The sequence below is a fragment of the Paenibacillus sp. J2L1-98 genome (assembly GCF_056269405.1).
In genome coordinates this window covers 76,945-90,348 of sequence record NZ_JBWDNW010000007.1, presented here as the reverse complement: position 1 = coordinate 90,348, position 13,404 = coordinate 76,945, and the positions used below count along the sequence as shown (strand labels likewise).

Annotated in this window: 13 protein-coding genes and 1 tRNA gene; 1 reads left to right on the top strand and 13 read right to left on the bottom strand. The window is 50.0% G+C overall.

Annotated features, from left to right (window positions below):
* Positions 1 to 234: 234 nt before the first annotated feature.
* The 3 genes from AC0YNZ_RS15365 to nrdR form a co-directional block, all read right to left on the bottom strand.
* Positions 235 to 1,041: a glycoside hydrolase family 16 protein gene (locus AC0YNZ_RS15365; RefSeq protein ID WP_475827434.1), complete on the bottom strand. Its 807-nt coding sequence runs from the start codon at positions 1,039 to 1,041 to the stop codon at positions 235 to 237.
* 191 nt (positions 1,042 to 1,232) lie between these two features.
* A tRNA-Ala gene (locus AC0YNZ_RS15360) sits at positions 1,233 to 1,308 on the bottom strand.
* A gap of 43 nt (positions 1,309 to 1,351) precedes the next feature.
* Positions 1,352 to 1,834 (bottom strand): transcriptional regulator NrdR, encoded by a 483-nt coding sequence (gene nrdR, locus AC0YNZ_RS15355; RefSeq protein ID WP_056636107.1) that lies wholly within the window; start codon positions 1,832 to 1,834, stop codon positions 1,352 to 1,354.
* Positions 1,835 to 1,976: 142 nt separating this feature from the next.
* Between nrdR and AC0YNZ_RS15350 the strand changes: the two genes are divergently transcribed.
* Positions 1,977 to 2,195 carry an alpha/beta-type small acid-soluble spore protein gene (locus AC0YNZ_RS15350; protein ID WP_056636109.1) on the top strand — a complete coding sequence of 73 codons (219 nt, stop codon included), beginning with the start codon at positions 1,977 to 1,979 and terminating at the stop codon, positions 2,193 to 2,195.
* Positions 2,196 to 2,307: 112 nt separating this feature from the next.
* On the opposite strand, the gene AC0YNZ_RS15345 is transcribed toward AC0YNZ_RS15350, so the two are convergent.
* From AC0YNZ_RS15345 to pstA, 10 genes are all read right to left on the bottom strand, one after another.
* Positions 2,308 to 2,874, bottom strand: a complete 567-nt coding sequence (locus AC0YNZ_RS15345) for a lytic transglycosylase domain-containing protein (RefSeq protein ID WP_475827433.1) — start codon at positions 2,872 to 2,874, stop codon at positions 2,308 to 2,310.
* Positions 2,871 to 3,467 carry a dephospho-CoA kinase gene (coaE, locus tag AC0YNZ_RS15340; protein ID WP_475827432.1) on the bottom strand — a complete coding sequence of 199 codons (597 nt, stop codon included), beginning with the start codon at positions 3,465 to 3,467 and terminating at the stop codon, positions 2,871 to 2,873. Before coaE ends, AC0YNZ_RS15345 begins: the two co-directional genes overlap by 4 nt.
* A gap of 15 nt (positions 3,468 to 3,482) precedes the next feature.
* Complete coding sequence (gene ytaF, locus AC0YNZ_RS15335) at positions 3,483 to 4,199, bottom strand: sporulation membrane protein YtaF (RefSeq protein ID WP_475827431.1); 717 nt, start codon at positions 4,197 to 4,199, stop codon at positions 3,483 to 3,485.
* A 132-nt stretch (positions 4,200 to 4,331) separates the two neighbouring features.
* Positions 4,332 to 5,183 (bottom strand): DNA-formamidopyrimidine glycosylase, encoded by an 852-nt coding sequence (gene mutM, locus AC0YNZ_RS15330; protein WP_475827430.1) that lies wholly within the window; start codon positions 5,181 to 5,183, stop codon positions 4,332 to 4,334.
* Positions 5,184 to 5,231: 48 nt separating this feature from the next.
* Entirely contained in the window at positions 5,232 to 7,910 is a 2,679-nt protein-coding gene (polA, locus tag AC0YNZ_RS15325; protein ID WP_475827429.1) for a DNA polymerase I, read from the bottom strand.
* Between the two features lie 99 nt (positions 7,911 to 8,009).
* Positions 8,010 to 9,239 (bottom strand): EAL domain-containing protein, encoded by a 1,230-nt coding sequence (locus AC0YNZ_RS15320; RefSeq protein ID WP_475827428.1) that lies wholly within the window; start codon positions 9,237 to 9,239, stop codon positions 8,010 to 8,012.
* Entirely contained in the window at positions 9,236 to 10,765 is a 1,530-nt protein-coding gene (locus AC0YNZ_RS15315; protein WP_475827427.1) for a GGDEF domain-containing protein, read from the bottom strand. Before AC0YNZ_RS15315 ends, AC0YNZ_RS15320 begins: the two co-directional genes overlap by 4 nt.
* A gap of 198 nt (positions 10,766 to 10,963) precedes the next feature.
* On the bottom strand, positions 10,964 to 11,623 hold the full coding sequence (phoU, locus tag AC0YNZ_RS15310) for a phosphate signaling complex protein PhoU (protein ID WP_110772387.1): 660 nt from the start codon (positions 11,621 to 11,623) through the stop codon (positions 10,964 to 10,966).
* Between the two features lie 54 nt (positions 11,624 to 11,677).
* Positions 11,678 to 12,433: a phosphate ABC transporter ATP-binding protein PstB gene (gene pstB / locus AC0YNZ_RS15305; RefSeq protein ID WP_054023757.1), complete on the bottom strand. Its 756-nt coding sequence runs from the start codon at positions 12,431 to 12,433 to the stop codon at positions 11,678 to 11,680.
* 94 nt (positions 12,434 to 12,527) lie between these two features.
* The gene (pstA, locus tag AC0YNZ_RS15300; RefSeq protein WP_475827426.1) at positions 12,528 to 13,403 is read right to left on the bottom strand and encodes a phosphate ABC transporter permease PstA; all 876 of its coding nucleotides are present in this window, start codon (positions 13,401 to 13,403) and stop codon (positions 12,528 to 12,530) included.
* Between the last annotated feature and the right edge of the window lies 1 nt (position 13,404).

Genomic DNA, 13,404 nt, shown 5'->3' with positions numbered 1-13,404 from the left:
AAACTAAAACCAATAAAGTTTGTATTTAGTGGAGCCTAGGGGGATACGACTCGTATTAGCTCGTCTTTCCATTATAGGATGTCCGAATCTTGATTTAATGGCTGACGAATCTTAGTCTACGGGGACTTTTAGCGGTAGATTCAGACGCCGTGCTCCTGCACTCGATGTAACTTCTTCGAAGCTTAATCATCCGTTCCGTCCGCGCGGGCGAACCCCTGTTCACTACCCAAGACCTTAAATCTTCCGATAACAACGTACATAATCAATTACAAACTCACTTGGATACTCGGGTTTCGTTGTTGAACCACTCTCTTGTGGCGGAATCTCATAAATATTCAGCATCAATTGCATCGGATACTTCGGAGATTGCATTGAGCTATGTATGAGTTTGTTATCGATATAAAAATCGACTCCGTGCTCTGTCCAATCAAGAGCATAAATATGAAACTTGGTAGGGTCAATCGAAAATTGTTTCTCGAAAAACTCTTCGTGAATGGATGGGTCACCAAAAGAATGGATACCAAATCCTATCTTGCATTGATCAGTATTCACATTCCAGCCCTTCAGCTCAAAAGGACATAGTTCAGCTGATTTATATGGCTGATCCTCAAACCCAATCATCCAAAATGCACAAACATTATTGGGATTTCTTAATCCTTTGGCACGTATTTCAAAATATCCGAACTGCTGCGTAAATAGTCGTTCGACAGATTGCTCTTCTCGAACGATACAGTCTCGTGAGAATTTGTGTTGCCCATATTCGCTTCCTACAGGGCCGGAAAATACTCCTGTCTGGAGGTTACTAACTTTAACGTCCCCGTTAAATTCAGGACACCAAGGTAATTTATCTTCAGTAATTTGTAAAACGAGTTGGCTTTCTTGAAATCTGTAGTTTGCTTGGGAGTTCTTTCTACTGCTCCATTGAGGCAAATAGTACGGTAGCCACTTCGTACGGTCCAGCTCACCGTCATCAAAATCATCATGAAATACCAATGTATAGCCTGATTTATCAATATTTCTTGGAAAGTCCTCATTCATCATGATTTATCCCCTTTATAATTGGTTGATATTGGTTATATTATAGCATTAATATATATATTGACAAGAACTAACGTTCGCCATATCGGTTTTAGTCAAGGATACGTGCGGACTGAACCCCGGGGTTCGCCCCCTGGGCTTTCCACCAAATAAAAAAAGTCCACGAACTTAATCGTGGACTTGAATGTATTATTTGGTGGAGCCTAGGGGGATCGAACCCCTGACCTCATCACTGCCAGCGATGCGCTCTCCCAGCTGAGCTAAGGCCCCAAATGACGACAAGATTGATCTTAACACAGGGTAGTAAGATTTGTCAATCTCTATCTATCATACCATTGAGCGGATGCTTGGAGAGCAGGTTGTTGAGCTCCTTCATGAACATATCGATATCCTTGAATTGACGATAAACGGATGCGAAGCGGACGTAAGCTACCTCGTCGACAGGGTAAAGCTGGTTCATGACAATTGCGCCGATATCGCTGCTGTCAACCTCGGCATGAGCTGTTGTGCGCAGCTCCTTCTCAACCTCGGATACGATAACCTCCAGCCGTTCTACGGGCACAGGACGCTTCTCGCAGGCGCGGATAAGACCGCGTAATATTTTGTCGCGACTGAATTCTTCGCGGCTTCCGTCTTTTTTGATGACGATTAGAGGCGTTTCTTCAATCATTTCGAATGTCGTGAAGCGGCGGCTGCACTTTTCACATTCACGACGGCGACGAATTGATTTGTTTTCGTTGGCCGGTCTGGAGTCTAATACTTTCGTTCCGGCATAGTCGCAGTATGGGCATTTCATGTTGCGTATTGCCTCCTTTCTTAGTCACAAAAGCCTTTGAAACTGGCCTTTTTAAATCATTTTTAATTTCCATCTAATTCCTGTAATGAAGTTTTGATTTTTGCACATAATACGTTTACCAACCGCAAGGAGGTGAACATACATGAGCGCATCCCGCAGCAGTAACCAATTGGTTGTACCTCAAGCGACAGCTGCACTTGACCAAATGAAATTTGAAGTGGCTCAAGAGCTAGGCATCGCGATTCCGCAAGACGGATACTACGGCAACATGGCAACTAAAGACGCTGGCTCCATCGGGGGATTCATTACCCGTCGCCTAGTGCAAATTGCCGAGCAATCCCTTGCTGGTCAATACAAATAATGATTCATTACAAGTTGTATGAATAAAGGATGCTTTGGCCGGGCCCGTTCATAAGTAACGGGCCTCCAAGGCTTCATTGTATTTTCGTATTCGCTAAGCTAATGACGAACGCTTAGAAGCTCGGATAAATATCCTTATACTTATTATAATAGTATATGACCCGTTGTACATAGTGCCTCGTCTCGCCGAACGGTATTTGCTTCACCGATTCCATCGTCCCGTCCCACACACCCGTATCAAGCCACTTCCGCACATTGCCTGGTCCCGCGTTGTATGCGGCTATGGCAGCGACCTTATTGTGATCAAATTGTTGATCAAGGGATTTCAAATACCACGCGCCAACCTCAATGCTAACATCCGCACGATGCCGGAGCATGTCTTCCGTTACTTCCTTAAAGCCCGCTTTTTGAACGACCCAATCCGCCGTTTCAGGCATGATTTGCATCAATCCTAAAGCGCCCTTCCTCGATTCCTGGCCTGTCCGGTAGTTTGTTTCGCTCCGGATGATTGCAGCTACCAAGTGGGGCTCAACGCCGTAGTTAGAAGCACTTGCACGAATGTCTTCCTTATAATGAACCGGATACATCCATGTTGCGAGCCAATCCGATTTGAGAAATAGAATCATCATAAGCCCCAGCAGCAGTACAAGAAACACTCTCTTCTTTAGAAGCATTCTCATGGCAAGCACTGACTTTTCCAAAAATCGTCAAGCTGACGCTCCGTCTCCGCAAGCGTTCCGCTGTTATCGATGACCCAATCCGCATTTTTCTTCTTCTGCTCGATATTCATTTGCAGCGCGATCCGGCGGCTTGCTTCTTCGTCAGACAAATGATTTCTTTCCATCAAACGCGTTTTCTGAATCTCAGCAGGCACATAGACAACCATAATGCCATCGTACAAATTTTGCTGCCCGGTTTCGTACAAGAGCGGTACATCCGCAACGACTAATCGCTCGGGAAACTGCTCCGTGTACGTATGTATACGCTGCTGCATTCTCGAACGAATGGCCGGGTGGGTGATCGCTTCGAGTTTCGCCAGCGAGGCTTTATCGCGGAATACGATCTCCCCGAGCGCTTTCCGGTTAAGTGAGCCGTCCTCTTCAAGAACAGCTTGTCCGAACGTAGAGGCAATTGCCTCTAATGCCGGTTCTCCGGGAAGGACAACCTCTCTTGCGACTTGATCGGCATCGACCAGCAGCGCACCGCGTTCTATAAGCATTTTTGCGATAGTGCTTTTACCGCTGGCAATACCGCCGGTTAATCCGATTTTCATCCAGTTCACCTCAAATTATAACAACTTCATGATTCCCATCATGATTAATAATATGCCTGGCAGAAAAGATAATGTTTGCATTCCTCTCCAAGCGGAGAAACGAAAGCCAAAACGGATGCCTCCTATTAGAAAGATCGCGCTCGCCGCCGCAATCGTGAGTGATGTAAATAATGAAGGCAAACCGATCAACGCTGCTCCAATTCCTGCTCCGAATGCATCAAGCGATAACGCAACCCCGAGCATCACCGCTTCCGATGCGGAAATCGTGCCCGATTTGTCAACGTCCGCCGCTTGCGGCGTCCGCAAAATTTGAATCACTAACCCAAGGTGCTTCAGCTCCACCCTCATCACAAGAGGCGCGTTTGCAATTTCTCCAGCTTGCTTTTTCGCATCGCCTTCAGCTGCTTCTGCGCATCCATGACCAGAGTCCTCATCCGACTCGTTCGCTTCATCATTTTGCTTACCTCGCTTGATCTGCATCAGCGCCCAGCCTCCAATCAGAATGAGCACGCATGCTCCAATGAGCCGCGCGACAAATTCGGAAAGAAATCCGGTCAGCCAGCCTCCAACCTGCATAGACAAGTAAATGATAAGGCCTGAGCAGCAAGCAATAATCAACACCGACAGCAATGGGATCCGAATTCTCCGTAAGCCGTACGTAACACCAACGCCAAATCCGTCTAAACTAACGGCAAAAGCAAGAACCAACAGTGAAGCAACATGCGCGAACAATTCTTTAGTCCCTCCCCGCACAGCGGCTGTCCTTCTCACCATAAAGCTGTGAGTAGTCATCCGCCTATACTTCGTAACACAACTATCATATGCGGGGAGTATTTGACTGTGCATGTCGATATGGAATTGCTGCTAAACCATTGCTTTATCAGATACGGCAAGCGGCTGGCATTTGCTGCAAATATGCGTGCCTCTGCCTCCAACCGTAAATTTCTGAATAGGTTTTGCACAAGACGGACAAGGCTCATCCTTCCTGCCGTATACGAGCAGCTGATGCTGGAACATGCCCATCTCACCTTGCCCGTTCACATAAGATTTGATCGACGACCCGCCCGCTTCTACGGCATGCGCCAGCGTCGATCGAATCGCCTCGTACAATCGCTTCCATTCGGCCGGCTTCAGCGTATTTGGCGTTCGTTCCGGGTGAATTCGCGCTTGGAACAGCGCTTCGTCCACATAGATGTTACCTAAGCCGACAATATGCTCTTGATTCAGCAGCAGCGGCTTAATCTTCGTCGCACGCTTCTCCAGCTTGCCGCGCAGCGCTTCCAGTGTAAAAGAAGGTTCCAGCGGCTCAATACCCAGCTTGTTAAGCGGCGGAAGCTCAAGCTCCTGTCCCGACTGAAACAGATGCATCGTGCCGAACTGGCGCACATCCTTGTAGCGCAGGTCCATCCCGTCGTCAAAATGAAAGATCACATGCGTATGCAGCTCTAGCGGTTCCTCTGACGGAAACACCCCATAGCGTCCTTCCATACGCAAATGAGACACAAGTACAAGCCCATCCAAAATAATTCGCAAAAACTTGCCGCGCCGCTCAACCGTTTCAATCGTATGTCCAACTAACGCATCCGCAAACTGCTCAGGCTCTGCCGGACGCTGTATAATACGCGGGAGTCTGACGGTTACAGATTGGATTCGTTTGCCCGCTACAAGTTCAATTAACGTTCGCCTTACCGTTTCTACCTCTGGCAATTCAGGCATATCTCCTCACCTCAACAACCATTATAACCGAAACTGCAAGGCAATGGGCTACTTTGCTTCGTACCAATTGTCACCGTAACTCACATCTGCTTTAAGCGGAACATCAAGCTTGAGCGCTCCCGCCATCACTTCGGGCACAAGCGACTTCATCAGCTCCAGCTCTTCCTTCGGCACCTCGAATACGAGCTCATCGTGCACTTGCAGCAGCATACGGCTCTGCAGCTTGCGTTCGCGCAGCGCCGCATCCATATGCACCATCGCCAGCTTAATAATATCTGCCGCGGTCCCCTGAATCGGCGTATTCATCGCTGTCCGTTCCGCGAAGGAGCGCACGTTGAAATTGGAAGCGTTTATGTCATTCAAATATCGTCTCCGCTCCAGCATCGTTGCCACATAGCCGTCGCGCCGCGCTTGCAGCACGATGTCGCTCATATATTGTCTGACACCCTTGAACACTTCCTTATAGTTCTCAATGAATTTACCCGCTTCTTTCGGCGAAATGCCAAGGTTTCTCGAAAGGCCAAAATCACTAATCCCGTAAACGATACCGAAGTTTACCGCCTTCGCTGAACGCCGCATATTGGAATCGACCTGATCGGCCGAAACGCCGAATACGTCCATCGCCGTCTTCGTATGAATGTCCATATCCTCGATAAAGGCTTCCTTCATCTTCTCATCGTCAGCGATATGCGCCAGCACGCGAAGCTCGATCTGCGAATAGTCGGCTGCCAGAATGAACCAGCCTGGTTCTGATGGAACAAACGCTTTCCGGATTTGGCGGCCTTCCTCCAGCCTGATCGGAATATTCTGCAGGTTGGGGAACTGGCTGCTCAGACGTCCAGTTGCGGCTATTGTCTGGCGGTAGTACGTATGCACCTTGCCCGTTTCCTTGCGAACCTCCTTCAGTAGGCCCTCCACATAGGTCGACTGCAGCTTCGAGAGCTGACGGTAATGCAAAATAAGCGGAATGATCTCATGATAAGGAGCCAGCTCCTCCAGTACCTCGGCATCGGTCGAATAGCCTGTTTTCGTCTTTTTCTTAGCCGGCAGTCCAAGCTTCTCGAACAAGATCTCGCCAAGCTGCTTCGGTGACCCGATATTGAATTCCGTCCCTGCAAGCTTGTACACATCGCTAATGATGACCGTTAGCTGGCGCTCCAGATCGCGTCCAAGCGCCTCGAGCTCTTCCTTCTCCACTTTGATGCCCAAATGCTCCATGCCTGCGAGAATGCGGGACAACGGCTGCTCCATGTCAAAATATAGCTTGCTCATGCCGGTACGATTCAGCTCTTCCGTCAATAACGGCACCAGCTGGCGAACCGCTTCGGCCTTCAGTGCCAGATGCCGGTAAAGTGTCTCCGCTTCTGGCAGCTTGAACTTCGCGCCTTTACCATAAACGGCCTCATCAGACGGCAAGGTGGACAGTCCTTGTTTCTCATTGATTCCGCTAAGCGTCTGGCTCGCGTCTGTTGGATCAAGCAAATAAGCGGCTAGCTGCACATCGAATGCCGCTCCCTCGAATCGGACCCCGCTCCATTTGAAAGCGAGCTCTACCTTATGCAGATCATAGCCGTACTTCGGCTTGTCAGGCTGCTCCAGCCACTCGCGAAGCTTCGCCGCGAAGGGCTGCTTCAGCACGGAGAACGGAAGGGCGAAAACCGCATCCTCTGCGGATACCGCCAGGCCGACCAGCTCCGCATGATGCGGATTTTCGCCTATCGCTTCTACAAATAAACCGTTTTTGTCCGACTTCTCAAGCAACTGAATGAGCTTCTCCAAAACATCCGCATCGTTGTCCGAGTCGATCACATGGATATTCAATTCGGCAGCAGCAGCCTGAGCTTCCTCTTCCATATCTCCCGCTTCCGCGCCCAATTGCAGCCGCTCGATAAGCGATTTGAATTCGAGCTTGCGGAATGCCTCCGCCAGCTTCAGGCCGTCATAGCCGTCGTAGCGGATCTCATCGATACCCTGCTCGATCGGCACCTCACGAAATATCGTCGCCAACTTCTTGCTCATCGTGGCGTCATCCTTGTGATTCTCGATGTTCTCCTTCAGCTTGCCCTTCAGCTTGTCCAGATTTTCCAGAACGCTCTCGACTGTGCCGTGTTCATGCAGCAGCTTTAGCGCTGTTTTCTCGCCAACGCCCGGCACGCCTGGAATATTATCGGAGGTATCGCCCATCAGCCCTTTGAGATCGATAATTTGCATCGGTACGAGGCCGTACTTTTCTTGAATCGCTTCCGGCGTATACAGATCAACCTCGCTGACACCTTTGCGCGTGACTGCTATTGTTACCTTATCCGACGCGAGCTGCAGCATATCCTTATCGCCGGTAACGACGACAGTCGGCACACCCTTCTCGTCTGCCGCCTTCGTCAAAGTGCCGATTATATCATCGGCCTCATAGCCGGACAGCTCGAACTGCGAAATGCTGAACGCATGCAGCAGCTCCTTGAGCACCGGAAACTGCTCCGACAGCTCCGGAGGCGTCTTTTGTCTTCCGCCTTTATATTCGGTATAGCCTTCGTGACGGAACGTAATTTTGCCGGCGTCAAATGCCACTAGCACATGAGTCGGCTTTTCTTGCTCGAGCAGCTTAAGCAGCATTGTCGTAAAGCCGAATATCGCATTCGTATGCTGACCAGCTGAGTTCGTGAGCGGCGGCATTGCGAAGAATGCGCGGTAAGCTATACTATTTCCGTCAATTAGCATCCATTTTTCCATATGGGATCAACACCTTCTTTATGTAGCATACATACCCTTAAGTATACCACAAAAAGGGCTTTCCCCAAGCATCGCAGCCTAAGGAAAGCCCCTCTCTACTTAATATTGTGCAGCCGGATGGAAAGCAGACGGCCTGCCCAGCAAATAACCTTGCGCGTACGCAATCCCCATTTCACGCACCTTCGCCAGCTCCTCGTCGAGCTCAATGCCTTCGGCGATGATGGATATATCCATTTTGGCGGCCAGCTGGATTAACGTATACAAAATATGCTCCTTCATCTCATCGAGATGAATATTGTGAATGATCGACCGGTCCACCTTCAAATAATCCGGCCGCAGCTCGACGATGGATTGCAGCGACGAATAGCCCGCTCCCACATCATCGATTGCGATCTGGTAGCCTTGGCTTCGATAATGCTCCAGCGCTTTCTTCACGGAGCCGAAATCGGCGATCGAGCTTCTTTCCGTAATTTCGAACACGACATTATGCGGCGACAGCCGGTGCTGCTCCAGCAGGCTAAGCGTCTGTCCCGGCGAGAAGCTCGGGTCCTCCATAATTTGCGCCATTACGTTAATAAACAGCTTCTGCTCCTGCCCTAGCGGCATGCAGCCGTCAATCGCCTTCTCCCTTGCGAGCCGGTCAAGCGAATAGGTCAGCCCCTCCTGCTCCGCAAACAGAAACAGCTCAAGCGGTCCCGGAAACCACGTCCGGTCCTCCGTTCGCGTAAGCGACTCGTAGCCGAATACTTCTCCCTGATTCTGCAGCGATACGATGGGCTGATAGACAGGCTGAATTAAACGCTCGCCGATTAAACGATCGATAGCCCGGCGCTTCAAGCTGCGCTCCATCGCATCGGCCGATTGACCGTGCAAAATCGCTTTTTTCATCGCTTCATACCAAATCATTCCATCCATCATATTCGAATCAGACGCAACGACAGCAACGCCCGCATGCAGCTTTCCTTCCGTATGATGCTTGTCTTCAATACGCAGCCCTTGTGCAAAACGCTGCTCCCACACTGCAGTATGTTTATGCGCAAGCTCAAGAAGCCAGCCCTCCAGCAGAGAGTGATGTCCAGACGGCAGCTGCATATGAATGAATAAATCATCATTCATCCATTGCAAGCCCTTATAAAACATGGAGCCGCTAAATGCCGCTTCCACCTCATGCTCTGCAAAAACGCGCCATTGTTCCTGCAAGGAGCACACATTGTTCTTCCGGTCGGCTGCCGGAAACTGCCATGACAAATAAATGATACCGAGATGGCCTGAGTTCCCGTTTTCCGCGACTTTTAGCTGCTCTAACTCCTGAAGTTGTCTCAATTTCAATTTCGTTCCTCTCTATGATGCATTCCTTTTATTTGGTCCATGACATAGACGCTGCCCTTAAGCGCTTTTGCTCTCTTCTTCAGTTTTGCCGCCAGCCTCGGAATATCCCCGGTCGTAAGCGGTGCCTCGCCATCCCATATCATGAGCGACAGCGATAGGGTTACGCCCTCCTGCTCAACGAAATTGCCGTGCCGATCCTCAACAGTCGTTATTTGAGCGCCGCCGTAGAACGCTTTGATGCCGTCGTCGAATCTTTTAATCAACGCTTGACACAGGCGCTCAGCGGCCTCTGCACCCGTAACCGTAATGAAATCATCGCCGCCTATATGTCCGATAAAATCGTCGCCGCCGCCAAGCAGACCCTGCTCCTTCCGCAATACGTCAGCTAAATATCGGATAAGATCATCGCCAAGACCGAAGCCGAAGAAATCGTTATACCATTTAAAATAGTCCAGGTCCGCATAGATGACCGCGATCGGTCTGCCTTGTCCGATACGGCGCTGCAGCTCAAGCTGAATTTCCTCGTTGCCCGGCAGGCCCGTGAGCGGATTAGCCGTTCGCGCCGCCTCCGTCCTAACCGTTGTCATGCATTCCAGAATCGACCTTATCGAGGCCGCACCGGCCATCTGGCCGTCCTTCGTAATGAGAACTACGTCATAAAGCTGTGAGAATTCCCTTGCCATAGCCAGCTGGGATACATACTCAACGGGCAGCTGTTCATCAACGATAAGCGGCTGATTGTTCATAATCCGCTCCACCGGCCTGTTCCAATAAAGCGGCAGACCGAATTGGCCTGCCAGCATCTGATGAAGCTTCTCTTTCATCAAAATGCCGATCGGACGGCCCTGGTCGACAATAACGGCTCCCTGCGCCTTCGCATTCGTATCGAATAAATAAGCGACCTCCGATACCCTTGCCTGTGCCGGAAAAATAGGAAACGGAACAGCCAGCGTACCGATCCGGACAATTCTGCTGTGAAGCCCTGCCGAGTGCGGCGGCGGCGCACCGCCGGATGCCGCTAGCTGTTCGAAGCTTGCCATTTCCCGGTTGCTCTCCGCAACCGATTCACTGCGGTCAATGGCGGGCGACATATTATAGGCGCTCTGCTCCATCGCATCGAGCAGCATGCGGTAGATAACCGTTTCCGAGGAACGGCCTGTCGCGGGCGGAAAGGCGGCAGCTACGCCGATGCTGACCTCAAATTCCTTATCTGCGCGTTGCTCGCTTGCTCCTCTTTCCCATGCCTTCCGCAGCCTGGCGGTTAGACGCTCCAGCGCTTGTTCAGTAAGCATGAGAATCGGCTCATCCTTCTGCTGGCGGTAAAACAAATAAAAATAATCCCAATCCAGCCGCTGGCGCCAAAAGAGTCTAGGCTCCCCGCTTTCCCATAGCTGCAATGCCGATTCCGAGGCTGTATTTCCCAAACGGAAGCGGACATAAATAACGCTGATGCCTCCCTCATGCCAGCGCTCTTTAATGCCGCGCATCATATCTCGATTGAATAGACCACACCCGACCCCGTTCATCCGAATCCCCTCGATTAACCGTCATCTCATTCCGTTATTTTATGTATAACTTTAACAGTCAATTGTGAATGGAGTTGCATAAAAGAGTTAATTCTCGGTAAAATTCGGTAAATAGTAGTAGTTCAATTATCCTAACCATACAAAAAAAACCGTCTAAGCATAACGGCTTCGACGGTTTTAAGTATCGTTTCGTTTTTCTTATACGTTCAAATCCGGTCTGCTGCCCGTTACGAGGTAAACGACACTCTCACCGATGTTCGTCGCATGATCGCCGAATCTTTCCAGGTAGCGGCCAACGAAGCTAAGCAGTGACGATTGCGTAATGTTGCGGGGATTTTCCATCATAAGTGAATAAAGCTCGCGGGTAATTTGTCCGTAAAGGGCGTCGACCTGATCATCGTCCTTCGCCATTTTGTAGGCCAAATCCACGTTTTCCTGAATGAATGATTGAATCGATTCATAGGTCATCAGCTGAACGATTTCTGCCATTCGCGGCAAATCGATCAACGGCTTAATGAGCTCCTGCCCATCCAAACGCAATACAACCTTCGCTATATCGACGGAAAGATCGCCCATCCGCTCCAAATCGCTGGCGATTTTGAACGCTGACAAGATGCGTCGCAAATCCTTGGCAACCGGCTGCTGTGTCGCAATTAGCTTCGAGCCGATTTCAGTAATTTTTTCTTCCATTTGGTTGAGCGTCGGATCTTTCGTTATGACCTGCTTCGCACGTTCGATATCGACCGCCTTCAGCGCCTCCATCGATTCAACGAGCGCCTTTTCCACAAATGTACCCATGTCTATAAGCAGGTCATGCAGATGCTCAAGTCCTTGGTCAAACTCTTTACGTGTGGTCATCACTGCGGCATTCCTCCTATTAAGGTATGTGTAAAAAACGATAGCTCTCCCAGCTTAGCCGAAGCGTCCGCTAATGTAATCCTCCGTGCGCTGATCGGTCGGATTGGAGAACAGCTTCTCTGTATCCGAGTATTCAATAACTTCGCCATTTAAGAAAAAAACGGTTTGGTTCGACACACGGGCTGCCTGATGCATGTTATGTGTAACCATCACGATCGTGTACTTATCTTTCAGCTCCTGAGCCAGCTCTTCGATCTTCAACGTGGAAATCGGGTCGAGTGCAGAAGTTGCCTCATCCATGAGCAAAATATTCGGATTTACCGCAAGCGCGCGGGCAATACATAGACGCTGCTGCTGTCCGCCGGATAGGCCGAATGCGGAGCGCTTCAGGTGATCCTTTACTTCTTCCCACAATACGGCCGATTTCAAGCTCGTTTCTACAATCTCATCGAGCTCCCGCTTGCTCGTAATGCCATGCAGGCGAGGGCCGTATGCGACATTGTCATAAATCGATTTCGGGAAAGGGTTCGGCTGCTGGAACACCATGCCTACCTTTTTGCGAAGCGTCTCTACATCCACTTCATTCGAATAAATTTCCGTTCCGCCGATCGCAATGCCTCCCTCGATCCGGGTACCGGGAATCATATCATTCATACGGTTCAGCGTGCGAAGCAGCGTTGACTTACCGCAGCCGGATGGCCCGATGAAAGCGGTGATCGCTTTCTCCGGTATCGTTAGCGTTACATCCTTCAAAGCGTGGAAAGCGCCGTAAAACAAATTCAATTTGTTAATATTTATGAGTGCTTCCATATCGGTCTCCTCCTATATATACGCAGTTAATCTGCATGCAAGCTATATTTTTTCGTAAAGAAACGAATTTCGCAAGCTTTCCGCACAGCCCGCTTTAAACGTTCCTCTGATACTTGTTGCGAAGCAGAATAGCTGAGAAGTTCATTAACAGCAGCAGCGCGAGCAGAACGATAATACCGCTGGCCGCAAGCTCCTTGAACTCAAGCTGAGGCTTAGACAACCAGTTGTACACTTGAATCGGAACAACGGTGAACGAATCCCTGAGGCCACTTGGCAAATACGCGACGTAGGTCAAAGCTCCGATCATAACGAGCGGCGCCGTTTCGCCGATTGCCCGCGACATCGCTAGAATGACACCGGTCAATACGCCAGGAAGAGCCGAGGGCATAACCGACCGGTATACGGTTTGCCATTTGGTCGCGCCAAGCGCGAACGACGCGTCGCGGCGCGATTTCGGAACAGCGCGGATCGCTTCCTGTGCCGAGACAATAATGATAGGAAGCACAAGCAATGTCATTGTCAATGCGCCGGCAATAAGGCTGCGGTCCAGCGCGAAAAGACGGACGAACAAGGTTAAGCCCAAAATACCGTATACGATAGAGGGAACGCCTGCCAAAGTACTGATATTAAGCTGAATGATCCGGGTAATCCGGCCCTTCTTCGCATATTCCTCCAAATAAATCGCCGCTCCTACTCCGAATACAAAGGAAATGGGCGCCATGATAAACAGCATATAAATCGTACCGACCAGCGCCGACTTCATGCCGGAGCCATCCGCTCTACGGGACGGAAAGTTCGTGAACAGATCCGGCTGGAGGCGGGCAATGCCATCGATTAAAATATCTACGATTAGCGCGCAAAGCGCGATAACGCCGATCGAGGTAGCGACGACAAACAGGATATGCAGCATCCAATCCGTTTTCCGCCTGTTTGCGATTTGCTTACGGTTCGCATCTTGAAATATGTTCATC